This is a genomic window from Uniformispora flossi (genome assembly GCF_049534875.1).
GTDB lineage: Bacteria > Actinomycetota > Actinomycetes > Streptomycetales > Streptomycetaceae > Yinghuangia > Yinghuangia aomiensis.
This window is the reverse complement of sequence record NZ_JBMULZ010000014.1, coordinates 24668-49932: the sequence shown is the minus strand read 5'-3', so window position 1 is coordinate 49932 and position 25265 is coordinate 24668. Positions and strand designations below refer to the sequence as shown.

General features: G+C 72.0%; 21 protein-coding genes and 1 pseudogene. 11 read left to right on the top strand and 11 right to left on the bottom strand.

All coding sequences use genetic code 11. The features are described 5' to 3' along the window. Window positions 1-65: 65 nt before the first annotated feature. Complete coding sequence (locus ACPA54_RS26785) at window positions 66-992, top strand: dihydrodipicolinate synthase family protein (protein WP_423533938.1); 927 nt, start codon at window positions 66-68, stop codon at window positions 990-992. 90 nt (window positions 993-1082) lie between these two features. Here the strand turns inward: ACPA54_RS26785 and ACPA54_RS26780 are convergent, their stop codons facing one another. Continuing rightward, window positions 1083-1949: a pirin family protein gene (locus ACPA54_RS26780; protein WP_423533936.1), complete on the bottom strand. Its 867-nt coding sequence runs from the start codon at window positions 1947-1949 to the stop codon at window positions 1083-1085. A gap of 91 nt (window positions 1950-2040) precedes the next feature. Then, window positions 2041-2694: an NAD(P)-dependent oxidoreductase gene (locus ACPA54_RS26775; RefSeq protein WP_423533934.1), complete on the bottom strand. Its 654-nt coding sequence runs from the start codon at window positions 2692-2694 to the stop codon at window positions 2041-2043. A 171-nt stretch (window positions 2695-2865) separates the two neighbouring features. Here ACPA54_RS26775 and ACPA54_RS26770 point away from each other — a divergent pair, with 171 nt between their 5' ends. Continuing rightward, window positions 2866-3321, top strand: a complete 456-nt coding sequence (locus tag ACPA54_RS26770) for a winged helix-turn-helix transcriptional regulator (RefSeq protein ID WP_423533932.1) — start codon at window positions 2866-2868, stop codon at window positions 3319-3321. Here ACPA54_RS26770 and ACPA54_RS26765 read toward each other — a convergent pair. Together ACPA54_RS26765 and ACPA54_RS26760 are read right to left on the bottom strand one after the other, a co-directional pair. Further along, entirely contained in the window at window positions 3288-4865 is a 1578-nt protein-coding gene (locus ACPA54_RS26765; RefSeq protein ID WP_423533930.1) for an AlkA N-terminal domain-containing protein, read from the bottom strand. The genes ACPA54_RS26770 and ACPA54_RS26765 overlap by 34 nt on opposite strands. Window positions 4866-5005: 140 nt before the next feature. After that, on the bottom strand, window positions 5006-5665 hold the full coding sequence (locus tag ACPA54_RS26760; RefSeq protein ID WP_423533928.1) for a CGNR zinc finger domain-containing protein: 660 nt from the start codon (window positions 5663-5665) through the stop codon (window positions 5006-5008). 122 nt (window positions 5666-5787) lie between these two features. Between ACPA54_RS26760 and ACPA54_RS26755 the strand changes: the two genes are divergently transcribed. Both ACPA54_RS26755 and ACPA54_RS26750 read left to right on the top strand, forming a co-directional pair. Beyond that, window positions 5788-6135, top strand: coding sequence for a VOC family protein (locus ACPA54_RS26755; RefSeq protein WP_423533926.1), 348 nt, complete (start codon window positions 5788-5790; stop codon window positions 6133-6135). A 53-nt stretch (window positions 6136-6188) separates the two neighbouring features. Then, the gene (locus tag ACPA54_RS26750; protein ID WP_423533924.1) at window positions 6189-6719 is read left to right on the top strand and encodes a methylated-DNA--[protein]-cysteine S-methyltransferase; all 531 of its coding nucleotides are present in this window, start codon (window positions 6189-6191) and stop codon (window positions 6717-6719) included. Here the strand turns inward: ACPA54_RS26750 and ACPA54_RS26745 are convergent. Beyond that, the gene (locus ACPA54_RS26745; RefSeq protein ID WP_423533922.1) at window positions 6706-7989 is read right to left on the bottom strand and encodes an MFS transporter; all 1284 of its coding nucleotides are present in this window, start codon (window positions 7987-7989) and stop codon (window positions 6706-6708) included. The genes ACPA54_RS26750 and ACPA54_RS26745 overlap by 14 nt on opposite strands. Before the next feature lie 169 nt (window positions 7990-8158). On the opposite strand from ACPA54_RS26745, the gene ACPA54_RS26740 reads away from it, so the two are divergent. The 4 genes from ACPA54_RS26740 to ACPA54_RS26725 all read left to right on the top strand — a co-directional run bounded on the left by ACPA54_RS26740 (window position 8159) and on the right by ACPA54_RS26725 (window position 12513). Next, a complete protein-coding gene (locus tag ACPA54_RS26740) occupies window positions 8159-8905 on the top strand; it encodes a MerR family transcriptional regulator (RefSeq protein WP_423533920.1) in 747 nt (248 codons plus the stop codon). A gap of 335 nt (window positions 8906-9240) precedes the next feature. After that, window positions 9241-9990 (top strand): IclR family transcriptional regulator, encoded by a 750-nt coding sequence (locus ACPA54_RS26735; protein ID WP_423534100.1) that lies wholly within the window; start codon window positions 9241-9243, stop codon window positions 9988-9990. Between the two features lie 391 nt (window positions 9991-10381). Beyond that, the gene (locus tag ACPA54_RS26730) at window positions 10382-11536 is read left to right on the top strand and encodes a Rieske 2Fe-2S domain-containing protein (protein WP_423533918.1); all 1155 of its coding nucleotides are present in this window, start codon (window positions 10382-10384) and stop codon (window positions 11534-11536) included. After that, entirely contained in the window at window positions 11533-12513 is a 981-nt protein-coding gene (locus ACPA54_RS26725; protein ID WP_423533916.1) for a PDR/VanB family oxidoreductase, read from the top strand. Before ACPA54_RS26730 ends, ACPA54_RS26725 begins: the two co-directional genes overlap by 4 nt. A gap of 838 nt (window positions 12514-13351) precedes the next feature. Here the strand turns inward: ACPA54_RS26725 and ACPA54_RS26720 are convergent. The 4 genes from ACPA54_RS26720 to ACPA54_RS26705 form a co-directional block, all read right to left on the bottom strand. After that, window positions 13352-13888 (bottom strand): hypothetical protein, encoded by a 537-nt coding sequence (locus tag ACPA54_RS26720; RefSeq protein WP_423533914.1) that lies wholly within the window; start codon window positions 13886-13888, stop codon window positions 13352-13354. Then, window positions 13885-14325 (bottom strand): RNA polymerase sigma factor, encoded by a 441-nt coding sequence (locus tag ACPA54_RS26715; RefSeq protein WP_423533912.1) that lies wholly within the window; start codon window positions 14323-14325, stop codon window positions 13885-13887. Before ACPA54_RS26715 ends, ACPA54_RS26720 begins: the two co-directional genes overlap by 4 nt. 95 nt (window positions 14326-14420) lie before the next feature. Further along, the gene (locus tag ACPA54_RS26710) at window positions 14421-14954 is read right to left on the bottom strand and encodes a DUF3995 domain-containing protein (RefSeq protein WP_423533910.1); all 534 of its coding nucleotides are present in this window, start codon (window positions 14952-14954) and stop codon (window positions 14421-14423) included. Between the two features lie 606 nt (window positions 14955-15560). Then, the gene (locus ACPA54_RS26705; RefSeq protein WP_423533908.1) at window positions 15561-17015 is read right to left on the bottom strand and encodes an MFS transporter; all 1455 of its coding nucleotides are present in this window, start codon (window positions 17013-17015) and stop codon (window positions 15561-15563) included. A gap of 146 nt (window positions 17016-17161) precedes the next feature. Between ACPA54_RS26705 and ACPA54_RS26700 the strand changes: the two genes are divergently transcribed. Continuing rightward, complete coding sequence (locus ACPA54_RS26700) at window positions 17162-18070, top strand: LysR family transcriptional regulator (protein WP_423533906.1); 909 nt, start codon at window positions 17162-17164, stop codon at window positions 18068-18070. Window positions 18071-18148: 78 nt separating this feature from the next. Here the strand turns inward: ACPA54_RS26700 and ACPA54_RS26695 are convergent, their stop codons facing one another. Further along, window positions 18149-19003 (bottom strand): carbon-nitrogen hydrolase family protein, encoded by an 855-nt coding sequence (locus tag ACPA54_RS26695; protein WP_423533904.1) that lies wholly within the window; start codon window positions 19001-19003, stop codon window positions 18149-18151. 72 nt (window positions 19004-19075) lie between these two features. Here ACPA54_RS26695 and ACPA54_RS26690 point away from each other — a divergent pair, with 72 nt between their 5' ends. Continuing rightward, window positions 19076-20035 carry a LysR family transcriptional regulator gene (locus tag ACPA54_RS26690; RefSeq protein ID WP_423533902.1) on the top strand — a complete coding sequence of 320 codons (960 nt, stop codon included), beginning with the start codon at window positions 19076-19078 and terminating at the stop codon, window positions 20033-20035. Between the two features lie 356 nt (window positions 20036-20391). On the opposite strand, the pseudogene ACPA54_RS26685 reads toward ACPA54_RS26690, so the two are convergent. Continuing rightward, window positions 20392-21252, bottom strand: a pseudogene (locus ACPA54_RS26685) (PAC2 family protein); the annotation flags it as partial. A 365-nt stretch (window positions 21253-21617) separates the two neighbouring features. On the opposite strand from ACPA54_RS26685, the gene metH reads away from it, so the two are divergent. Continuing rightward, window positions 21618-25100: a methionine synthase gene (gene metH / locus ACPA54_RS26680; protein WP_423533900.1), complete on the top strand. Its 3483-nt coding sequence runs from the start codon at window positions 21618-21620 to the stop codon at window positions 25098-25100. Window positions 25101-25265: the final 165 nt, after the last annotated feature.

Sequence of the window (25265 nt, the reverse complement as noted above, 5' to 3'; positions counted from 1 at the left end):
AGCTTACGCTCACGTACACAATTGCGAACTGGACCTACTGGTTCCGCAGCGCGCAGGCTCGACGCATGGACCTGGATCTGCGTGGCATTCACGTTCCCCTGATCACCCCGTTTTCCGGCGACGGCGCCACCGTCGATCTCGATGCCCTGGAGCGCTTGGCGCACCGGGTCGCCGACAACGGGGCCGCCGGGCTCGTCGCCCTCGGCACCACCGCCGAAGCGGCAAGCCTGGACGCCGGCGAGCGCGCGGCGATCGTGACCACCTGCCGACGCGTCGCACGCGAACGCGGTGTGGTGCTGTCCGTGGGCGTCGGCACCAACGACACGCGCAAGGCGGCCGCGGAACTTGCGGCGCTCGGACAGGTCGGAAGCGGGGCAAGGGAGGCGGCGCTGGTGACGGTGCCGTACTTCACGCGGCCGTCGGAGGACGGCGTCGTCGCGCATTTCGCCGCGTTGGCCGCAGCGAGCCCGGTGCCGCTGATCGTCTACCACGTGCCGTACCGGACGAGCCGTCCGCTGTCCGCGGCCACGCTGCGCCGCCTGGCCGCGCTGCCCGGGGTGGCGGGGATCAAGCACGCGGTCGGCGTGCTGGACGGGGACACGATGGACCTGCTGTCCGATCCGCCGGAGGGTTTCGCGGTGCTCGCCGGTGACGACGTGCTCCTCGGGCCGCTGCTGGCGCTGGGCGCGGCGGGCGGGATTCTGGCGTCCGCGCATGTTGCCACGCGGGCTTTCGTGGACGTCGTGGACGCGTGGCAGAGCGGCGACGTGCCGCGGGCGCGTGCCCTGGGAAGCGGCCTCGTGCGGCTGTCGGCACGGCTGTTCGCCGAACCGAACCCCGCGGTGGTGAAGGGGGTCCTGCGGGCGCGCGGCGAGATCCGGAGCGCCGCGGTGCGCCTGCCGCTGCTGGCGGCGAGGGAGGGCGCGGTGACGGCGGCGGTGGAGGCGTTGGGCGACGTGGAGTCGCAGAGGACTGCCCTGGCCGCGGTGTGACCGGCCGCCGCTGGGCGTGGCCGGGTGCCGAGGCACGACGGCTCGGCAACTCCCGTGGGAGCTGCCGAGCCGTCGCCGGGACCGTCCGGGTCAGTCCTCGGGGATCGCACCGAAACGGCCGGACTGCACGTCCTCGACCGCCTGGGCGATTTCGCTGCGGGTGTTCATGACGAACGGGCCGTAGGCCTGGACCGGTTCGCGGACCGGCCGGCCGGTCCACAGGACGAAGCGCAGGCCCTCGCCGTCGGCGGCCACCCGGAGTTCGTCCGCGGTGTCCGTGCCGGTGGACGGAGCGAGGTGGACGACCTGGCCGGCCGTTGCGGGCACCGCGTCCGGGCCGAACCGGCCCGAGCCGGTCAGGACGTACACGAACCCGTTCTGGTCACCGGGTACTTCCTGGGTGAACGCGGCGTCGGAGGAGAGCGTCGCGTCGACCATGGTGATCGGCACGACGTTGACCGCCGGTCCCGTCACGTCGCCGGAGCGGCCCGAGAAGACGCGCGCCTCGACGCCTTCCTCGCGGCGCACCGGGACGGCCGTGCCGCGCAGATCCTGGTAGCGCGGTTCGTCCATCTTGTGGGCGGCGGGCAGGTTGATCCACAGCTGCAGCATGTGGACGGGCTTGCCTTCGTGGGCCTTCTCGGCGTGGAACAGCCCGCTCCCCGCGGTCATCCACTGCACGTCGCCCTCGCCGAGGACGCCGTGGCCGCCGCGGTTGTCCCGGTGCTCGAGCTCGCCTTCGAGGACCAGGCTCACGGTTTCCTGCCCGCGGTGCGGGTGCCAGTCGAAGCCGACCGTGCTGAACCAGTCCTCGGCGAGCAGCAGGAACGGGTCGTGGCGCCCCCACTTGCCCGGTTCGAGGACCAGCGCCTTGGCGTCGACCTGCGCGTCCGGGCCGAGCATGCGCCGGTCGGCGACGGACGCGATGCCGCGTGCGGTCGTGTTCGCGGTGGTCATGACACCTCCAAGTTTGTTGAACAATCAACATAACGGTGGTCCGGAGGCGGCTATTCCGCGGGGTCGCCGGCGCACGCGGCCGAGGCTCTGGTCAGGACGCGACGGCCACCAACGCGCGGTGGTGCCGCGGGTTCTCCGCCTCGTCGACCACGGCAGCCGCGAGGTCGGCATACGCGAACGACTCGCCGGCGTTCTCCGGCACCCGCTCGTCGCCGAACCGGTAGGCCCCCGTCTTCGGGCCCTCGTCGTCCAGGACCACCGGCGGCGGCGCCAGCACCAGCCAGTCCAGCCGCTCGTCCGTCGCCCGCAGCACGTCGAGTTCCGCGGCGTGGCCGAGCGAGAACGGCCGGAAGTCCGCCGGGAATTCCGGGGTGTCGTAGATCGGCACGCCGGGCGTCACCTCCAGCGTCGTGCCGATACCCACCACCACCAGCCGCGTCACGCCCGCGGCGGCCAGCCCGTCCGCCAGCGCGCGGGCGGCCGCCGTGAAGAACTCGTCGGCGGGCACATCCATCCGCGCGGCGGTGCTGATCGCCGCATCGTGCCCGGCGGCCGACTCCGCCACCGACAGCGCGTCGGTCACGTCGCCCGCGACCACCGTCACGCCCGCGGCCGCGGCGGCGAGGTCCGCGTACTTGGCGGGATCGCGGACCACCGCCGTCACCTGATGCCCGCGCGCGGCCGCCTCCACGACGGTCTTGCGCCCGGCACGTCCACCCGCTCCGAACACCACGATCTTTGCCATGGTTTGCACTCCGTCCTTCTACGCCGACCTTTCGTCGGCCGAACGACGCGCACGCTAAGCGCGCAGGTGCCGGTTACCGCAACGATACCGGCGCCGACCTGCACGATTCCGATCCGGAACCGGCCGGAAATCCGGGCACCGCGACGCGGGTCCGTGGGCTAGTTTCGGTTCATGCTCGACATCGCCCCCGCCGCGGACGGCCGCGGATTCGCGCCCGACGCCGCGCCGTTCGACGCCGCGGCCCCGCTGCCGCCGCTCACCGCGGACATGTTCGCCCCGGGATGTCCCGCGCGCGGCATGCCGATCCGCATCGGCGAGAAGTGGGCGGGCCTGGTCGTCGTGTGCCTGGCCGACGGGCCGCGCCGCTTCTCCGAACTCAAGGTGCCGCTGCGCGGCGTGACCCCGAAAGTGCTGACGGACACGCTGCGCGCACTCGAACGCGACGGCATGATCACCCGCACCGCGTACGAGGAAACGCCGCCGCGCGTCGAGTACGCCCTGACCGGCCTCGGCCGTTCCCTGCTCGGGCCGATCGCGGCATGCCGCGAATGGGCGATGACACACCTGCCCGAACTGATGGCCGCGCGCGACGCCTACGACGACGCCAACGGGCGCGCGGCGTCCTGATCCCGGCCCTGGTCCCGGTCTTGGCTTTGGTCTTGGTTTTGGTCTTGGTTCGTGTCTTTCGTGGCGGCGGCAGGCGCGGACAGGTGGGTCCACAGGTGCATCGCGGCGTAGGCGCGCCACGGACGCCACTGCTCCGCCTGCCGCGCCACGGCCTTGGCGTCGCCGTCCGCGCCGAGTGAGGCCACGGCCTGGCGAATTCCCAGGTCCGACACGGGAATCGCATCCGGATCGCCGAGTGCGCGCATAGCGATGTACGACGCGGTCCACGGGCCGATACCGGGAAGCGCCAGCAGCCCGCGCTCGGTCTCCTCGCGGTCGGCGCCCGGGTCGAGGACGACCGCGCCGTCCGCCACGGCCTGCGAAATGCCGCGCAGCGCCTTCGCACGGGCGGTGGTCAGGCCGATCCCGTCGAGGTCGTCCGCGGCGACCTGCTCGGCGCTGGGGAACATGTGCGTCAGAGTCCCGTCCGGCGCGGCCAGGGGGCAGCCGAGTTTGCGGACGAGCCGCTCGGCGAGCGTCCGCGCGCCCTTGACGGTGACCTGCTGCCCGAGGACCGCGCGCACCGCCAACTCGAACCCGTCGACATGCCCCGGCACCCGCAGCCCCGGCCGGGCCGCGACGAGCGGGCCCAGCAGCGGATCGCCGCCGAGCGCATCGTCGACCCCCTGTGGGTCGGCGTCCAGGTCGAACAGCCGGCGGCAGCGCTGCACGGCCGCGGTGAGGTCGCGGAGGTCCTCCAGTCGCAGCCGCAGCGTGGCGAACCCGGAGTCCGGGTGCGGCGTGATGGTGGCGATACCGGTGCGGCGCGGCAGGCGCAGGCTGCGCCGGTAGGCGACGCGGCCGTCCTCGTCGGTGGTGACTTCTTCGACGCCGCCGATGGCGCGCGCGGCGAGGAACGCGACCAGCGGGCCGTCGGCGTACGGGCGGCGGTGTTGGAGGCGCAGCACGATGTCGCCCTCGCCGTCCGCACCCGGCCCGGCCGGCCGGTGGCGGCGGCGCAGTTCACGCGGGGCGCAGCCGAACGCCTCCATCATGCTGTCGTTGAACTGGCGCACGCTCGAATAGCCCGCGGCGAACGCGATCTGGGTGACCGGCAGGTCGGTGGCTTCGAGGAGCATGCGCGCGGTCTGCGCGCGGCGCATCCGGGCGAGGGCGAGCGGGCCGGTGCCGACCTCGCCCACCATCTGGCGGTGCAGGTGCCGTTCCGAGACGGCGAGCCGCCGGGCGAGCGCGCCGATGCCGCCTTCGTCGACGACGCCGTCCGCGATGAGCCGCAGGGCGCGGCCGACCAGGTCGGCGCGGATGTCCCAGTCGGGCGAGCCGGGGCTGGCTTCCGGGCGGCACCGCTTGCAGGCGCGGAATCCGGCGGCCTGGGCGGCCGCCGCGGTGCCGTAGAACGAGACGTTCTCGGGCTTCGGGGTCCGGGCGGGGCAGCTCGGGCGGCAGTAGATGCCCGTGCTGGAGACCGCGGTGTAGAAGCGGCCGTCGAACCGGGAGTCGCGGCTGCTGATGGCCTGGTAACGAGCGGTGAAAGTGTCGAGCACCTGTCCATCATGCGTCGTCGCACGGACAGGTGACTGGCGGATTTCGGACGTGGCGGTGGCTCGTCGCATGGTTCGTCGCCGGCTTGGGGCGGGCTTGCGGCGTGCTTTGCGGCGTGCTTTGCGGCGGCGGCGCCGGTCGGTCAGCGGGTGCGGTCGCGGAAGGCCTTCGCCTTGGCGCGATTGCCGCAGAGCGCCATCGAGCACCAGGCGCGCGACCGGTTCCGGGAATGGTCGTAGTACGCCCATGCACACATGCGGCAGGCCTTCATGCGCACCCAGGTGCCCGCGGCGGCGGCTTCGGCGACGTGGCCGAGGAGCCGGGCGAGGGCGGCGTCGACGGTGCCGGACGTCGCCGGGGCGAGGCGCGGCGGGTCGGCATACGGGTCGAAGACGAGCGGGAGTTCGCGGGCGGCGGAGTCGAGCGCGGCCAGGGCTTGGGCGTACGGGTCGCCGTCGGGCTCGTCGGGGGTGGGGCCGGTGGCGTTGTGGTCGGCGAGGAGGGCGCGCAGGCCTTCGCGGACGATCCGGGCGCGGTCGAGTCCGGCCTGCTCGGCGGGGGCGCCGTCCGGGAGCAGGCCGTACGTGGTCAGCCACGCGGCGAGCGCGGCGGGGTCGGTCAGTGTCTCGGTGCCCGTCTCCACGCTCAAGGTGTTGACGAAGTCCTCGACGAGCCGGAGCGCGCCGGGGGCGGCGTCCTCGGAGGCCGCCCCCGGGGGAGTCGCTGCGGGAGCCTCAGGGGGAGTCGCAGGGGGAGTCTCGGTCCCGGGGCCGGTGTCGGTTGCGCGGTCGTGCTCGGACATGCCATCCCGTTCTAACCAGCTATTGACGCTAGCTGGTTACGATAACTAGTGTTCACGAATAGAAGGTTACGTCGTTCTGGTCGTCCCCGGACGGGACGCCTTGTCACGGAAACGAGTACTCCATGGCCCTCCGTATTGGCGGCATCGGCATCGACACCAACGATCTCGCGGGCGCCCTCGCGTTCTGGCGCGCGGTCACCGGATACGAGGTCGGCTCGCAAGGAGACACCTACGCATCCCTCGTCGATCCCGCCAAGTCGGGCGCCGACCTCGGCATCCACGTCGTGCCCGAGCCCCGGGTCGGCAAGAACCGCCTCCACCTGGACCTGTACACGGAAGACCTCAACGCCGAAGCCGCCCGCGTCGAGTCCCTCGGCGCCGTCCGCGTGGCCCACCACGGCGAGGGCGACAGCGGCTGGATCGTCTACGAGGACACCGACGGCAACCAGTTCTGCGTCTGCGCCGCCTGACGCGCGGCGCTTTTCCGGCGGAAATCCCCGGCAGGAAACGGCAGACTGGAACCATGACGCCACGCGGATCCGCGCTCTTTGACACCGCGATAGGCCGGTGCGGCATCGCGTGGGGCCCGCGTGGCGTCACCGCCGTCCACCTTCCCGAACGCGACGACGCCACCCTGCGGTCGCGCCTCCCGGACGGCTACCCCGACGCCGCGCCCCCGCCCGACGTCGCCGCCGCCATCACCGCCATCCGCGCCCTGCTGGACGGCGAACCGGTCGACCTGGCCGACATCACCCTCGACCTCGACGGCGTACCGGCGTTCCAGCGCCGCGTCTACGACATCGCCCGGACGATCCCGCCCGGACAGACCGTCACCTACGGCCAGATCGCCCAGCGCATGGGCATGCCCGGCGCGGCACGTGCGGTCGGCCACGCCCTCGGCCAGAACCCGTGCGCGATCGTCGTGCCCTGCCATCGCGTCCTCGCCGCGGGCGGGGCGTCGGGCGGCTTCTCCGCACACGGCGGGGTCGCCACCAAGTGGCGGATGCTGACCATCGAAGGCGCGCCCGAAGCGCCGCAGCCTACGTTGTTCTGAACCTGCCCACGGCTACCGCTCCCAGCGCCGCCAGGACCATCGGCAACGCCACCCACGGGAGCATCCCCGAACCGGTGGAGCCGAGGACCACCCCGCCCGCGAGCGAGCCTACGGCGATGCCGATGTTGTAGACGGTGGCCTGCAGCGATGTCGCCGCGTCGGCCCGGTCCGGACCGGCCAAGGTCACCAGCGCGGTCTGGATGAGCGTCGGCGCGGCGCCGAACGCGGCACCCCACAAAGCGACGGCCGCGAACAACACCGCCGGCAGCCCGCCCGCCGCCCCGAGCAGCGTCAACGCGGCGGCGACGCCCCCCAACGCCGCGACGAGCGCCGCACGCGGACGCCGGTCGGCAACGAGCCCGGCCGCCCAGATTCCGGCGACGGTCGCACCGCCGAACACCAGGAGCACCACCCCCGTTCGGTCCCCGACCGCGCGCTCCGACAGCGGTGCGAGGTACGTGTACACGGCCTGGTGGCCGAGGAGCAGAAACAGCGTGACCGCGAGGATCGGCCGTAGGCCGGGCAGCTTTGCGATCCGGCGCAGCGGGGTGCGGTCCGCGGCAGCCTCGCCGGGGAAGTCCGGCACCTTCCACCGCGCCCAGGCGGCGACGGCGACGCCGAGGACGGCGAGCAGGGCGAACGTGCCGCGCCAGCCGACGTACGCCGCCACCGTGGTGCCGGCCGGGATGCCGAGCGCGAGCGCGACGGTGATGCCGGCGAGCACCAGCGCAATGGCGGCGCCGCGGCGCTCCGGCGGGGCGATGCGGGCGGCGTAGCCGGCCAGCATCGCCCACAGGACGCCGCCCATCGCCCCGGCGAGCAGCCTGGCCGCGAACGTCACGGCATACGCTCCGGACCCGGCGGTCACCGCATTGGCCAAGGCGAACCCGAGCAGCGCGGTGATCAGGACGCGCCGTCGGCGCACACCGCGGAGCGCCGCCGTCAACGGGATCGCGGCGAGGCAGGACGCGGCCGCGTAGCCGGTCACCAGGAACCCGGCGCTTGCTTCCGAGACGTTCAGGCCCGCGCTCAGCTGCGGCAGCAGTCCGGCGGGGAGCAGCTCGGTGAGCACGGCGCCGAAGGCCGCGGTGAACAGGGCCAGGAGGGCGGGGAGCGGGAGTCGTGGGGGTGCCGGGGTGGTGGTTGCTGTCGGAGCGGCTTGCGGGGGAGTGGCCCGCGGGTGTTCGGTCGGACGGGGATCGGCCGGATGCGGATCGCCCGGATGCGGATCGGTCCGAGTCGCCGGGGAGCTTGCAGATGGCGAGGGCATGGGATCATGCTGAAACGTTGACATCGGTGTGAAGGCAAGTGCGGATCGGCTTGCCGGGCGGGTGGGGCCGATGGCTGAGTGGTGAGACTGGGGGACTGCTCCGGCCTTGACCACTACCACGGCCACGGCCACGACTCCGAGCACGACCCCGAACACGAGGAGGCGCCACGTGCGGATCGGCGAGCTGGCGCGGCGCACGGGGGTGCCGACGCGGATGCTGCGTTACTACGAAGAGCAGGACCTCCTGCATCCGGAGCGCGCGAACAACGGGTACCGCGACTACGACGAGAGCGCCGTGGCGCGGGTGACCCAGATCCGCGGACTGCTGGACAGCGGACTCACCACCGAGATCATCCGGCGGATCGTGCCGTTCCTCGACCGCCCCGGTCAGCTGCACCCGCACCCGCAGTGCCTGACGGAGGAGACCTCGGCACTGCTCCGCGAGGAAGTCGACCGCATCCAGGCACGCATCGACTGCATGTCACGGAACCTGGTGGCGATCCGCGCCTACCTGGCCGCGGTCCGGTTGGACGCGAATGAGGGCGTGGCGGTAGGGGACGCCGACTCGGTTCGGTTGCACGGGGACGACGGCGTGGTCGTGGGGGGCGTCGGCTCGGTCCGGTCGGACGCGGACGGGGACGAGGGCGCGGACGGGGACGAGGGCGGGGACGAGCGCGCGGCGGTGGGGGATGCCGGCTCGGTTCCGTTGGACGGGGACGACGGCGTGGTCGTGGGGGGCGTCGGCCGCGTCCGGTCGGACACGGACGCGGACGCGAGCGGGGACGAGGGCGTGGCGGTAGGGGATGCCGGGTCGGTTCGGTGGGGTGGGGACGAGGCCGTGGTCGTGGGGGAGACGGCCGTTGCGGCGGTAGCTCAGCCGCGCAGCGGTGCCGGTCCGAGAGCGGCCGATCGGTGACCGAGCCGGAAGGCGAGCGCAGCGCGGCGCTGGACGAGCTGCACCGACGGCTCGGCGACGGGCTTACCCGCGCGCGGCTGACCAAGCCGGGACTGGCCGCCCGGGCACGTCTGAGCCGCACCACCGTGCAAGCCGCGTTCCGGGCGGATGCGGTGCCGTCGGCCAAGACCGTGGCGGCGATCGCCGAGGCCCTTGGGCTGCACGTCGCGGAGCTGCTGGAACTGCGTCGTGCGGCGGCCGCGGTCGTGGCTGCGGAGGTGGCCGCGCACACGACCGCGAACCGGCGCGGCGGGCCGGCCGATCCGCCTTCCCCGAAGCGTGATGTGTCCGGGGCGCTGCTCGCGCCTCGTTCGGCTGCCGATCGCCTCCTTTCCGTCATCGGTGCCTTCGATCTCGAACACCCCGCGCTCACCCTCACCGAGATCAGCCGCCGCGCCGACCTTGCCCTACCGACCGCCTACCGGGTCGTCGCCGCGCTGACCGCCTGGGGTGCGCTCGAACGCGACGAAGTCGGCACGTACCACATCGGACTCCGATTGTGGGAGGTCGCGACCCTCGCACCGCGTGGCCTCGGGCTGCGGCATGCCGCTCTGCCGTTCCTCGAGGACCTGTACGAAACCACCCACGAGAACGTGCAGCTGGCCGTCCGCGACGGCTGCGACGTGCTCTACATCGAACGGATCTTCGGCCGCTCGGCGGTCGGCGTCCGCACCCGCGTCGGCGCACGCTGGCCGCTCCACGCCACCGGCGTCGGGCTCGTGCTGCTCGCCCACGCCGACACCGCCGTCATCGACCGCGTCTGCGACGGGCCGCTGACCGCCTTCACCCCCCACACCATCACCGACCCGACGCTGCTGCGCCGCGTGCTGGCCGACGTCCGCGCGACGGGCTGCGCCGTCAGCGACCGGCAGATCACGGACGACGCCGTGTCCGTGGCGGCACCGGTGTACGGACCGCACGGCGACGTGCTTGCCGCCGTGTCGGTCGTGGTGCCGGCGGAGACGACGCCGGCGCACACCCTTGTTCCGGTGGTGCGGCTTGCGGCCCGTGGGATCTCGCGCGCGCTTGGTCGTCCGCCGCGCTGATCGCTCACCGTCGTTCCGGTGGTGCGGCGCGCTGTCCTCGGGACTCCCGGGTGCTCGGTCGCCCGCCGTGTTGACCGCAGATCCTCGTTCCGGTGGTGCGGCACGGCTTGTGGGATTTCCCGGGCACGCAGCCGTCCGCCGTGCTGACGCAGGCCCTCGTTCCGGTGCTACTGCTCGCGGCCTGCGGGACCTCCCGTGGGCTCGGCCGCTCGCCGTGCTGACCGCACGTCACCGTCCCGCTGACACGTGCTTGCGGTCTGCGGCATCTCTCTGCCCCAGAGCAGCCGGACCGACCGCACACTTTCGCTGGGCGAAAGAGCCGTTGTCGCCGCCCGGGACCGACCGGGACGCTGGCCGCCACACCCTCGAACTCGGCTTTCCGGGAGGCGACATGACGGCATTCGTGCGCGACCAGTGGTATGTGGCGGCATACTCCGGCGAAGTGGCCCGCGACCTGCTCGCCCGCACCATCCTGGGCGAGCCGATCGTGTTCTACCGGACCGAGGACGGCGCCTCCGTCGTCGCGCTGGCCGACCGGTGCGTGCACCGCCGCTACCCGCTCTCGGCGAGCAGCCTGGAGAACGACACGGTCGTGTGCGGCTACCACGGCTTCACGTACGACCCCACCGGAACGTGCGTGCGCGTCCCCGGACAGACGCGCATTCCCCGTACCGCCCGCGTGCGTTCGTACCCCGTCGTGGAACAGGACTCCCTCGTCTGGGTGTGGATCGGCGATCCGGACCGCGCCGACCCGACGGCCATCCCGCGGGCCCGCCACCTCGACAGCCCCGGCTGGTCGACTGTCCGCGGCATGGAACCGATCGACGCCGACTACGGCTTGCTGGTCGACAACCTCCTCGATCTGTCGCACGAGACCTACCTGCACAACGGCTACATCGGCACGCCCGAGGTCGCGGAGACGCCGATCGCCACGTCCGTCGACGACGAGGCCCACGTCGTCCGGGTCAGCCGACGCATGGACGATGCCGCATGCCCGCCGTTCTACGCCCGGTCGACCGGCATCGACGGCCGCATCAGCCGCCGGCAGGACATCGAGTACTTCGCCCCCTGCCTGTACCTCCTGCACAGCCGCATCTCCCCGGTCGGCGACCCGACGCGCGCCTACCACACGGAGATCACCTACGCGATCACGCCGTCGGCCCCGGGCAAGGTGTACGACTTCTGGGCGGTCTCCCGCGACTTCGCCACGGACGACGCCGAACTCGACACGTTCCTGCACGACTTCAACCGGGACGTGGTCATCCAGGACGTCGACGCACTCAACCTGCTGCAGCGCACGCTCGACAGCGAACCGGACGGGTACCAGGAGCTGAGCATCAACATCGATGCCGGCGCTCTGGCGGCGCGACGGGTACTGGCGGCGATGACTGCCGCTGCGGCGGACGGGGCGTCGGGGAGTGCTGCGGTCGCGGCACCGGGTTCGGCATCCGCTTCCGCGTCGCCCTCGCCGTCGTCCTCGCCCCCGTCCTCGCCCCCGTCCTCGTCCGCGGCATCCGCGTCGGCATCGGCTTCGGTGACGGGATGAGTGTGTCGACGTTGCCGGTTGCGGTCGTGGACTCGACCCTGCAGCTCTCCGTTGCGGAGCGGGTCGAACCGGCCGACGGGGTCGCTGTTCTGACGCTTCGTCACCCCGAGGGGGCGGACCTGCCGGTCTGGGCTCCTGGTGCTCACATTGATCTCCTGCTCGCGGATGGCCTGACTCGTCAGTACTCGCTGTGCGGCAATCCGGCCGAGGCCGCGACATGGCGGATCGCCGTCCTGCGCGAGCCGGCCGGGCGCGGCGGCTCGGCGTTCGTCCATGACACCCTCACCGCGGGCACGCCGGTGCGGGTGCGTGGTCCGCGCAACCACTTCGCGCTGGAACCGGCGCCGCGGTATCGGTTTGTCGCGGGCGGGATCGGCATCACGCCGATCCTTCCCATGCTCGCGGCGGCAGAGGCGGCCGGAGCCGACTGGACGTTGCTGTACGGCGGGCGCACCCGCACATCGATGGCGTTCGTCGACGAACTGGCCCGCTATGGCAGCCGCGTGACCATCGCGCCGCACGACGAGACCGGACTGCTCGACCTCACCGCGCACCTGGGCGACGTGCCGTCGGACACGTTGGTGTACTGCTGCGGTCCGGGACCGCTTCTCGATGCGGCCGCGGCGGCGTGGCCGCGCGAGACGCTGCGGACCGAGCGGTTCCAGCCGGTCGCCGCCGACGGCGACGGGGTGGATGGGGCCGAGCCTCGCAGCGCCTTCGAGCTGGTGCTGGCCCGATCCGGTCGTACGTTGTCGGTGCTTGCCGACGCGTCGATCCTGGAGACGGTCCGCTCGGCCGGTGTCGAAGTGCTGTACTCGTGCGCCGAAGGCACGTGCGGTACGTGCGAGACCGATGTCCTAGAGGGTGTTCCGGACCATCGCGATACCGTCCTGACTCCCGCTGAGCGGGCGGTCGGCGACACGATGATGATCTGCGTGTCGCGGTGTGTGGGAGAGCGGCTGGTGCTGGATTTGTAGGTGCGCCCGGCGGTTGGTGCCGACCTTGTGGGGTGGGGCCGGCGTTGAGTGAGGAGCCCTGGAGCGTGTCTCGTCCGTGGGCTGGTCGGTTGATCGGGCGTGTCTGTCTGCTTGGTGATCAGTGCGGCGATGAGGGACCGCATCGAGTGCCTTCGGCAGGCTGATCCAGACCGCGAGCGGTGGTGGGCTGACCGTCGCCGCGCGGCTGATCAGGTGGGCTGTGGAGGGCACTTGGGTGCGCTGCCACTAGCCGGGGAGGCCGGGCCTTCGCTTACCTGGTTGACCAGCTGACGGCTGCCTGGCCACCCGGCTCCTGGTGCCCGGTTGCCTTGTTGGCATGCTGCCTGGCTACCCGGCTTCCGGTGCCCTGCTGCCTGGCTACCTGGCCCCGGATGCCTCGCTACCCCGCCGCCTCGCTGCCCCGCCGCCATGGTGCCTGGCTACCCGGCTCCCGCTGCCCTGCCGCCATGCTGCCCGGCCACCCGGCCACCCGGCCACCGGCCACCCGGCCACCGGCTGCCCGGCCACCCCGTCACCCGGCGACTGGGTGGGTGACAGTGAGGCCGCAGGGGTGCCCGGCCCGATCCGGGACGGGGGCCTGTCCTGTTCCGGTCCGGCTACGGCTGACTCCGCTACCCGGAAACCTGGCAAGCGGACCACGGTCATCAAGGGGAGCGGGGAGTCCGCTCTCGGGTCGGGCAGCCCCTTCCTGCGGGTCGGGCAGCCCCTTCCAGCCCCGCCCCGTCCCGTCCAGCCTCCGCCCAACCCAACCCAACCCAACCCAAGCCGCCCCCGCCCCGTTTCCGCCGCCCGCCTCCCGAGGCGGCCCGTGGCCCCGTCAGCCGCGGGTCAGCACGCGGTCGAGCTTCGTCAGCGAGCGTTGCAGGGCCCGGCGGGTGCCGAGCGGGACTATGGCGGCGCGGCCCGGGACCCGTACGCCACCGGTCAGTGCCACGCGGGTGGTTGCGCCGTCGGGCGACGGTGTCGCGGCCATGCCGATGATGACGAACCGGCTTTGCAGCCAGCACCAGCCCGGCCGCAGCACGCCGCGCAGCCGGGCGCGCATGCCGTACCGGCTCCGGGCGTCCGCGACGACGTGCTCGCCGTCGCGGTCGACGACGGTGACGTGCCGCATGTCCGGCTGGAACACGCCGAAGCCGTCTTCCAGGTCGCCCATCACGGCCCACGCCTCGTCGAACGGGACGTCCACGACACCTTCGACGACGCGGGCGCCCGGGATGCCGCCGGTAATGATGCGCAGGCGTTCGATCGGATCGAGTTCGGCTACCGGGTCGAACACCGAGCCGTGCCAAGACGGCAGATCCACGTCCGGATGCTCCGATCCGTTCCACTCGTGCGGGTCTCCCACGGTCACGACGTCCACATCCTTCGGAATCCGGCCCGGGCCCGGGACAGCCGCGATTTGACGGTGCCTTCCGGGACGCCGAGCATGGCGGCCGCCTCCTTTTCGTCGAGGCCTTCGATGTCGCGCAACACGAGGACTGCGCGGTGCTCGGGCGACAGGCGTGCCAGTACGTCGCCGATGTCCGCGGCGAGTTGCGGGTCGCCGACGGCGGGTACTTCGGTGAGTTCGGCGGGGTTGCTGCGCGCGTCTTGCTTGGCGACCCGTATGGCTTCGCGGACCGCCACCGAGCGGACCCAGCCGTACAGCGCCTCCGGCTCCTGCAGGCGCCGCAGCCCGCGGAAGACCGCGACGAGGGTCTCCTGCACGGCATCCGGACGGCTGGTCAGTGCGATGGGGCCGCAGATCGAGGTGACGTACGGGATGAGATGGTCGAGCAGATCGTTCATCGCGAGGGTGTCTCCCCGCAGGGCCGATCGCGCCAGGGCAACGCCTCTGGCTCGACGGTCTACCTCCGGGGGCACCTGCTTGGTCACGGTGGCGGTCATTCTCCCGCGACCCGCGCGCGACGCAGGATCCCGGCCGTCCGGGACCTCCCTCCCCGGGCGAGGCGTGCCGCCGCGTACCCGAAACCGATGCACACCGGCGTGTACACCAGCAGGTTGAGCCGGTAGAAGGTGCTGCCCGAGTCGGCGCCGATACCGAACGCCCAGACCACGCCCGCTATCGCCCGCACCGTCAGGCCGACGGCGACGGCACCGGTCACCAGGTGGACGAGGGCGCGGATACGGGCTCCACCCCAGGCGTGCGCGTGCGCATAGACGCACGTGGCGGCGGTGGTGAGGACTACCACCAGGGGCAGCAGCACCTGCGGAGTGAACGGCACATCGGCGTTGAGCAGACCTTGGGAGAGCGTGGCGGTGCTGTCGGCCGGCCACGTCACGCCGCTCGCCCACACCGCGTGCAGGACCGCGTCGCCGACCAGCAGCGAAGCCACGGCGGCGCCCGCGCGGCGCCGGGCGGCCGGGGTCGGCGGCGCGAAACTCAACACGGACGCGAGGGGCGCGAAGGCGGCCATGGCGGGACCTCTTTCAGGAGTCGTGGTGGGGCTGATGCCTGAGAGAGGAGGCGGGGAACGGATTCGTTCCGTGGAGTTCGGGATTTTTTGTGGGGCGTGAGGCGAGCCGTGACGGTGCGGTGGTCTGCGGCTTCGAACTCCGTGTTGCCGGTGCGCGGTTTCGGGCGGCTGCGGGCGGGGTGGGATCGCCGTCGGGGTGGCGCGTGGGCAACGGAGTCCGACGACGGATCACGGGCGGTCTCGCGGCGCTGTCGCGGCACGAAGCCGCCGAACCCGCGGCGGGGCGGCAACTTCGGCGACGGCCTGAGTGAACCCACGCCATCCATCGACACGCGCACCGCAGCCCGCAGCCACCGCCGCGTCACCGCGCCGAGCCCCGGCCCGCCCGGCATCAGGCGGGCGGATGCCGCGCCCGATGCCGCCATGGAGACCACCTGGACGCCTGAGACACCGCAGGCACAACCGGCGTCGTCTGCGCGAGCGCTCGATGGCGGTCGCGTAGCAGCAACCCCCTCGCCGCCCATTCGGCCGCCACGTCATCGCCGACACAGCCGGTGATCCCCGTTCACCCCGTCCCGGGGGGCAGGCAGAAGGCAGCGAGGGCGGTTATCGGGCGGCTGTCCGGGTGTCGCGGGGCCTGAGCAGCGCGGTGAGGAGGAGCCCAGCGAGGGTGACGGCGCCCGCGGTGAGCATGGCGGTATGCAGACCGTCGAGGATGTCGCCCGGCTCGGCAGTTCCGTCGCTGCCGCTGCGCGTGCCGGCGGTGGCGATCGCGGACAGGGCGGCGACACCGATGGCGCCGACGAACTGCGGCATCTGGGCGAGGCTTCCGGCCACGCCCTGGTCCTCGTCGGGCAGCCCGGAGGTCAGGGTGGTGATGAACGCGACGACGGTGAGCACGTGTCCCAGTCCCATGGCGCCGGACGTGATCAGAAGCAGCGGCAGGTTCCCGTCGGCGGGAAGCCACACCATCGCGCCCGTCCCGAGCCCCTGGACGGTCAAGCCGGCCACCAGGGCGGGGACGGTCCCGCGGGCACCGATCAGGCGGGTGGCCAGGGCACCGGCGATTCCGGCGGCTGCCCCTTCGGCGAGGAACCCGAGGCCGGTCTGGAGTGGAGTCCAGCCCAGGACGTCCTGCATGTAGAGGCTCAGCAGGAGTGTGGTGCCGCCGCACATGCCGAACGTGATCAGACCCACGAGGCTGCTCCACTTGACGGAGGGCCGACCGAGGAGCGCGAGCGGGACCAGCGGGGACTCGTGGCGGGCCTCGACCGCGAGGAACGCGGCGAGGAGGACGGCCGCGGCGGCAAACGCGCCGAGGGTCGGTGCTCCCGACCATCCGGTGTCCGCGCCGGTGGACACGGCATAGACCAGGGCGAACAGCCCGCCGCTGGCCAGCAAGGCCCCGGGGATGTCCAGGCGGGAGGCGGTGCGTTCGCCGTCGCGGGGCAGCAGGGTGAGGCCCCCGGTGAGGACGAGCCCGCCCATGGCCACGAGCAGCAGCATGGTCCAGCGCCAGTTCAGGCCGTTCACGATGATGCCGCCGCCGATGGTGCCGATCACGAATCCCAGGGACAGCAGCGCCCCGTTGACGCCCAAGGCCTTGGTGCGTTGCGGGCCTTCGGGAAAGGACGTGGTGAGCAAGGCGATCGCGGTGGCGCCGACCGCGGACGCGGCGATGCCTTGCCCGGCTCGGGCGGCGATGAGCCAACCGGGTGAGCCGGCCAGGCCGGCCAGCAGGGACAGCACCGTGAACGCGCCGACACCGCTCAGGAACAGGCGGCGGCGTCCGACCAGGTCCGACAGGCGACCGCACAGCGGCAGCAGTGCGGCGGTGGGGAGGACGCACGCGGTGGCCACCCACTGCAGTGAACTGGCCGAGCCGAAACCGAGGTCCCGGCCGATCGCGGGCAGCGCCACCATGATGATCGAGTAGTCGAGGCCGGTCATGAACGTCGCGCCGCACAACGTCAGCAGGGTCAGCCAACCGCGCGTGCCCAGCGCCGCCGGGGCTGCTTCCGCGGGGACTTCTCGGGCGCGCGGGGGTGCAATATCCGTCATGGGGGATCCTTCGCGTCGTTCGACAGGGACGAGGAGCGGACGGCACAGCCGTTCCGCTCCTCGCCTGTCCACGATGGATCCACCGTCCGAACGGGAACAACGCACGTTTTTGCTACGGTCGCTTACCCGAGCTAAACAATCGGACGGTGGCGAATGCGGGGTGCCCGGTGGAGCGGCAAGAGATCGAGACGTTCCTGACCCTGGCCCGGGAACTGCACTTTCGGCGCACCGCGGAGCTGCTGCATCTCAGCAGCGGCCGGGTGAGCCAGACCATCGCCAAGCTGGAACGGCGCTTCGGAGCCCCGCTGTTCGAAAGGACCAGCAGGCGAGTGGCACTGACCGCGCTGGGGGTGCAGCTCCGCGACGAACTCCTGCCCGCCCACCAGTCGGTGCAGCGCGCCATTGCCCGCGCCGAATCGGTCGGACGCGGTCTTTCCGGCGTGCTGTGCATCGGCTATGCCAGCCCGATGGCCGCCGATCTGGTCCTGAAAGCCGCCACCGCGTTCGCCGACCGTCATCCCGAAAACGAGGCAAGGATCAGGGAGATCGCGCTCGCGGAGCCGTTCGCCCTGCTCCGCCGCGGGGAGGTGAGCCTGCAGCTTTCCGAACTTCCGGTCGACGAGCCCGACCTCACCGTCGGTCCGGTCCTGATACGCGAACAGCGTGTCCTTGTCGTCCCCCGCACACACCGCCTCGCCGACCGGTCGTCGGTGTCGGTCGAGGATCTTGCGGACTGCACGCTTCTGGCGGTCGGCGGCACGGCGCCCCGGCATTTCCTCGACTTCCACTATCCGTCCCGGACCCCCGCGGGACGTGCCGTCCGGCACGGCCCCGTATCGGCCGACTGGCACGCGATCCTGCCCTTGGTCGGCGCCGGCAGGGGCGTCACGGTCTGCTCGCGGAGCGCGGAGCGGTACTTCGGCAGGCCCGACACCGTGTGGGTCCCCTTCGAGGACGCCCCGCCGATCGAATACGCGCTGGTTTGGCTGACAAACGGGGACACCGCCCTCGTCCGGGCCTACATCGAAACCGCCGCGGGACTCGCTGCGGTGTGAGTGCGTGACCGGACGGCAGCTCGTGGATGCTTGTCCGGCTTCGCGGCGGTTCCCGGCGGACAGGGGAACGCGACTGCGTCACCTCAACCGCCGCCGCGCCCCCACCCCCACCCCCGGCCCCGGTCCCGGTCCCGCAGCCAAGTCCCGCAGCATCGTCAACTCAGCCCGCACCCGGGCGATCTCGCCCGGATCCAGATCGGCGCAGACCACCGCCTCACCAGCGGACGGCGCCTGCGCGACTACCTCCCCGTACGGTCCCCACACCCCGCTCCCGCCCGCGGCGTCCCATTCCCCCGCCGGGCCGACGTGGTTGGCCAGCACGCTGTAGATCGTGTTGTCGATGGCGCGTGCCGGGAACCAGGTCCGGTACTGCCGTTCGCCGCCGCCACGGCCGAACAGGGCGCCCACCAGGTACGCGTGGCAGCCGTCGACCGCGGCGGCGCGGGCGTGCTCGGGGAAGCCGGAGTCGTAGCAGATGCCCAAACCGAGGTGCCAGCCGTCGAGTTCGAACGTGCATGCGGATTCGCCGGCGACATAGGTGGAGACTTCGCTCGCGAACAGGTGCTGCTTGTCCGCGCGGCCGAGGACATGTCCGTCGGGGCCGAACACGAGGGCCGAGATGAGGAGCTGTGCGTCGTCCGCGACCGCGGCGCCGACGACGGCCGCCGTCCCGGTCGCGCGACAGGCGTCGGCGATGGGCGAGAGGCGGGGGTCGGTCTCGGTGACGGCGTAGCGTGCCGGATCGGATGCGATCAATGCGGGTTCGTACCCGGTCAGGATCTTCTCGGGAAACAGCGTGACGCGGGCGCCTTGTCGGGCGGCTTCGTGGACCAGGCGGGTGACGGTTGCGACGTTCGCCGGGACGTCGCCTCGGACGGAGGAGGTCTGTACGGTCGCGACCCGCAACGGGGACTTCGGGAGGTCCAAGATCATGGATCTTCACCCTATCGGGGACGCACTGGACAAGTGTTCGGAAACAGCCCGCGCGGCTCGTACAGTTGCGCTATGTCCTCCGCATCGGACCTCGACCTGCGCAAGCTGCGCGTACTGCGGGAACTCGACGAGCGCGGCACGGTCGCGGCCGTCGCCGAAGCCCTGCACCTGACCCCGTCGGCGGTGTCGCAACAGTTGACGGCGTTGGCCCGGGAGACGGGCGTCAAGCTCCTCGAACCCGCCGGCCGCCGGGTCCGGCTGACCGGCGCCGCACGGGTCCTGCTGCGGCATGCCGATCAGCTGTTTGCACAGCTCGAACGAGTGAACGCGGATTTGGCGGCGTACCGGGACGGCGATGCCGGCGAGGTGCGGGTCACCGCGTTCGGGTCGGCGATCACCGGCCTCGTCCTGCCCGCACTCGGCGACCTGCGCGAGCGGCGGCCCGGGCTGTCGCTGATCCTGCGCGAGTCGGAGCTGCCCGACGTGCACGGTGAACTCGTGCACGGCGAAACGGACCTCGCGATCGTGATCGCGTCGCCGGACGGGCCGGTCGGGGACGACGCGCGGTTCGCCCGCGTTGCGCTGCTCGCCGATCCACTCGATGTGATGATGCGGGCGGATCACCCGCTTGCCGGGGAACGCGCGGTGGCGATCGCGGACCTGAGCGACGACCCGTGGGTGTCGGGTTCGGTCGGCGCATGCAGTCGGCTGACGGCGACGGCGTGCGCGGCTGCCGGGTTCACGCCGCGCGTGGTGCACCGGGCCGACGAGTGGACGACGATCTTCGGCCTGGTCGCGGCGGGGTTGGGGGTGGCGCTGGTGCCGCGGCTCGTGACGTCGCGGCTGGCGTCCGCGCCGCATTCCGCCGCGGGGATCGTGATCCGCGAGCTGACGGGCGATCAGCCGCAGCGGCACATCGGCGCGATGGTGCGCAACGGGGCGGAGAGCGATCCGCACTTGGCGGCCGTCCTGGACGCGCTGGCGGAGCAAGCGGCGCGGGTGGGACGGGGGCGGGCGATGGTGGCGGTGTGAGGGTGCGGCACGAGGGGAGCGGGGAACGGCACCGGTGCAGCGGCATGAGCGAACGTGCGCGCGGCTGATCGGATTGTCATACCGCCCACGGCTCCCCCAACCACCAAGGTCTAACACGCCCGAATCAGCGCGTGTCGGCGGTTGTCCACAGGCCTGTGCCTAGGGGTCATCGCTTCGGGGCTGCAAGCGGTTCCCCCCGCACGACCGTCGCCCCCCGCACGACCGTCACCCCCCGCACGCCCGTGCCCCCCGCACAACCGTCACCGCTCGCACGCCCGTGACCCCCCGCACGCCCGTGACCCCCCGCACAACCGTCATCCCCGGGCACCCCTCATTTACCCCCCGGGCACCCGTCACCCCCCGGCCGCGGGTCCCCCCTCGCCGCCCTTCCTCCGCAGATACCGCTCGAACTCCAGCGCAATGGCCTCGCCCGAGGCCTCCGGCAGGTCCTCCGCGTCGCGCGCCGCCTCCAAGGCCTGCACGTACTCGGCGACCTCCGCGTCCTCGGCGGCGAGCTGGTCCACGCCCAGCTGCCACGCCCGCGCGTCCTCGGTCAGCTCGCCCATCGGGATCGCCAGGTCCAGGAAGTCCTCAAGCTTGCGGAGCAGCGCCAGCGTCGCCTTCGGGGACGGTGCCTGCGACACGTAGTGCGGCACCGCGGCCCAGAACGTGAGCGCGGGCATGCCCGCATGCGTGCAGGCTTCCTGGAGGACGCCGACGATGCCCGTCGGGCCCTCGTACTTCGTCTGCTCCAGGCCGAGGCTGCGGGCCACCACCGGGTCGGAGGTGGTGCCGCTGACCGGGACCGGCCGGGTGTGCGGGGTGTCGCCGAGGAGCGCGCCGAGGGTGACGACGGTTTCCACACCGAGCTCGTGGGCGAAGCCGAGCAGCTCGTTGCAGAAGGAGCGCCAGCGCATGTTGGGCTCGATGCCGTGCACGAGCACGATGTCGCGGCGCGGCTCCGGGACCCGGACCACGGACAGGCGCGTGGTCGGCCACGTGATGCGCCGGGTGTCGCCGTCCATCCACACGGTCGGCCGGTTCACCTGGAAGTCGTAGTAGTCCTCCGCGTCCAATGCCGCGAAGACTTCGCCGCCCCAGACCTGGTCGAGGTGTGCGACGGCGGCGGACGCGGCGTCGCCCGCGTCGTTCCACCCCTCGAATGCGGCCACCATGACGGGGTCCACCAGTTCGGGGATGTCGTCCAGCTCGATCAAGCCGGTGCCTCCTCGCCGGCGCCACTGCGCCGGATCCGCTTTCCCGTGCGTGTCACGGGTTCTTTGCCATTCCTTGTGTACCGCGTCCAGCCTACGGCTTCGGCCCTGCGGGGGGCCGGACGGCCGATCCCGCGGGTCGCGTGCCGTACCCGCCGGTGTGACTCCTACCCGGAACGGGCATCCGCCAGCGCACGCCGCGGATGCGTACCGGCAACCAGGGGAAGGCCGACGGCATTCCCATCAGGTGGGACGCCCCGCGGATTCCGTGCGCCGCACGGTTACGCTGTTCGCCCGGCCCGCGTGCGGACCGGAGGGCCCGCCAGGGGCCAGAAGCCGACAGCCGTCGCACCCCAGGGAGAATCCTGATGACTGCAACATCCGCAACCCCCGAACAGCTGCGGGAAGCACTCGCCACCCGCGTGGTCGTCGCCGACGGGGCCATGGGCACCATGTTGCAGGCGCAGGACCCCACTCTCGACGATTTCCAGGGCCACGAGGGCTGCAACGAGATCCTCAACGTGTCGCGCCCGGACATCGTCCGTTCGGTGCACGAGGCCTACTTCTCGGTCGGCGTCGACTGCGTCGAGACCAACACCTTCGGTGCGAACTTCGCGAACCTCGGCGAGTACGACATCGCCGACCGCATCTTCGAGCTGTCCGAGGCCGGCGCCCGCCTCGCGCGCGAAGTCGCCGACGGCTTCTCCACCGCGGACCACCCGCGCTGGGTGCTCGGCTCGATCGGCCCCGGCACCAAGCTCCCGAGCCTCGGCCACACCACCTACGACGTCCTCCGCGACGCCTACCAGGCCAACGCCGCCGGTCTGATCGCCGGCGGCGCGCACGCGCTGCTCGTCGAGACCAGCCAGGACCTGCTGCAGACCAAGGCGTCCGTCATCGGCGCCCAGCGCGCCAACCAGGCCGCGGGTACCAACGTGCCGGTGTTCGTGCAGGTCACCGTCGAGACGACCGGCACGATGCTGCTGGGCTCGGAGATCGGCGCGGCGCTGACCGCTCTCGAACCGCTCGGTGTGGACCTCATCGGCCTCAACTGCGCCACCGGTCCCGCGGAAATGAGCGAGCACCTGCGGCACCTCGCACGCCACGCGCAGATCGGGCTGTCCGCGATGCCGAACGCCGGTCTGCCGGTGCTCACCTCGGACGGCGCGCACTACCCGCTCAGCCCCGAGGAACTCGCCGACGCGCACGACGTCTTCACGCGCGAGTACGGCCTGTCCCTGGTCGGCGGCTGCTGCGGCACCACGCCCGAGCACCTGCGCCAGGTCGTCGAGCGTGTGCGCGGCCGCGAGATCACGCAGCGCCGGGCCCGCCGCGAGCCGTCCGCGGCGTCGCTGTACCAGTCGGTCCCGTTCCGGCAGGACACCTCGTACCTGGCGATCGGCGAGCGCACCAACGCCAACGGCTCCAAGGCGTTCCGCGAGGCGATGCTGGTCCAGGACTGGGAGAAGTGCCTGGAGATCGCGCGCGACCAGTCCCGCGACGGCGCGCACATGCTCGACCTCAACATCGACTACGTCGGCCGCGACGGCGCCGAGGACATGCGCGAGCTGGCCACCCGCCTGGCCACCGCGACCACGCTGCCGCTGGTCCTGGACTCCACCGAGCCCGCGGTCATCCAGGCCGGTCTCGAAGCGCTCGGCGGCCGTGCCGTCGTCAACTCGGTCAACTACGAGGACGGCGACGGGCCCGAGTCGCGCTTCGCCAAGATCGCCGCGCTCGCGAAGGAACACGGCGCGGCGCTCGTCGCGCTCACGATCGACGAGGAAGGCCAGGCGCGCACCGCCGAGTGGAAGGTCCGCGTCGCCGACCGGATCATCCGCGACCTGCGCGACAACTGGGGCTTCGCCGTCGAGGACATCATCGTCGACTGCCTGACGTTCCCGATCGGGACCGGTCAGGAGGAGACCCGCCGCGACGGGCTCGAGACGATCGACGCCATTCGGGAGATCAAGCGCCTGTACCCGCAGGTGCAGACCACGCTCGGGCTGTCGAACGTGTCGTTCGGCCTCAACCCGGCCGCGCGCATGGTCCTCAACTCGGTGTTCCTCAACGAGTGCGTCGAAGCCGGCCTCGACTCGGCGATCGTGCACGCCTCGAAGATCCTGCCGATGGCCCGGATCCCCGAGGAGCAGCGCGAGGTCGCGCTCGACATGGTCTACGACCGGCGCCGCGAGGGCTACGACCCGCTGGCCCGCTTCATGGAACTGTTCGAAGGCGTCGACGCCAAGTCGGTGCGGGCCTCGCGGGCCGAGGAACTTGCCGCGCTGCCGCTCGGCGAGCGGCTCGAGCGCCGGATCGTCGACGGGGAACGCCAGGGACTCGAGGCCGACCTGGACGAGGCGCTCGCCACCCGGCCCGCGCTGGAGATCATCAACGACACGCTGCTCGAAGGCATGAAGGTCGTCGGCGAGCTGTTCGGCTCCGGCCAGATGCAGCTGCCGTTCGTGCTGCAGTCCGCCGAGGTCATGAAGACCGCGGTGGCGCACCTCGAACCGCACATGGAGAAGAGCGACGCGGACGGCAAGGGCACGATCGTGCTCGCCACCGTCAAGGGCGACGTCCACGACATCGGCAAGAACCTCGTCGACATCATCCTCAGCAACAACGGCTACAACGTCGTCAACATCGGCATCAAGCAGCCGGTGTCGGCGATCCTCGACGCCGCCGAGGAGCACAAGGCCGACGTCGTCGGCATGTCCGGCCTCCTGGTCAAGTCCACCGTGATCATGAAGGAGAACCTGGAGGAGCTGAACCAGCGCGGCCTCGCCACCCGCTTCCCGGTCATCCTCGGCGGCGCCGCGCTCACCCGCGCCTACGTCGAGGAAGACCTGTACGACATCTACGCCGGCGAAGTCCGCTACGCCCGCGACGCCTTCGAAGGCCTGCGCCTCATGGACGCCCTCATGGGCGTCAAGCGCGGCGTCCCCGGTGTCGAACTCCCGCCGCTCAAGCGCCGTAAGGTCGCCGCCGCGACGCTCGTGGAGACCGCGCCCGAAGACATGCCCGCGCGCTCCGACGTGTCCGTCACCAACCCGGTGCCGAAGCCGCCGTTCTGGGGCGACCGCGTGGTCAAGGGCATCCAGCTCGCCGACTACGTGTCCTGGCTCGACGAACGCGCCACCTTCATGGGGCAGTGGGGCCTCAAGCCCACCCGCGGCGGCAACGGGCCCTCCTACGAGGAACTCGTCGAGACCGAAGGCCGCCCGCGCCTGCGCTACTGGCTCGACCGCCTCGTCACCGAGAACCTCCTCGAAGCAGCCGTCGTCTACGGCTACTTCCCGTGCGTCTCCAAGGGCGACGACCTGATCGTCCTGCACGAGGACGGCTCCGAACGCCTCCGCTTCACCTTCCCGCGCCAGCGCCGCGACCGGCACCTGTGCCTCGCGGACTTCTTCCGCCCGGAGGACTCCGGCGAGGTCGACGTCGTCGGCTTCCAGGTCGTCACCATGGGCTCGAAGCTGTCCGGCGCCACCGGCAGGCTGTTCGCCGACAACGCCTACCGCGACTACCTCGAACTCCACGGTCTGTCCGTGCAGTTGGCCGAAGCGCTGGCCGAGTACTGGCACGCCCGGGTGCGCGCCGAACTCGGCTTCGCCGGCGAGGACCCGGCCGACATCGACGGCATGCTCAAGCTCGAATACCGCGGCGCGCGCTTCTCCCTCGGCTACGGGGCCTGCCCCGACCTGGAAGACCGCGCCAAGATCGTCGAACTCCTCCAGCCGCACCGCATCGGCGTCGACCTGTCCGAGGAATTCCAGCTCCACCCCGAGCAGTCCACCGACGCCATCGTGCTCCACCACCCCGAGGCGAAGTACTTCAACGCCCGCTGAGCAGCACACCAGTAAACCGGGCACGATCGAGCCGGGCACCACCGAGCCGCACATCGGCGGGGGGGGCGGGGTGGAAACCGCGCCCCCCCCGGGCGGGCGGGGTTAAAACCCCAGCCCCGCCCCCCACGCGCCCCCGGGCCCCCACAAACCCCCCCCCCGGCGCCG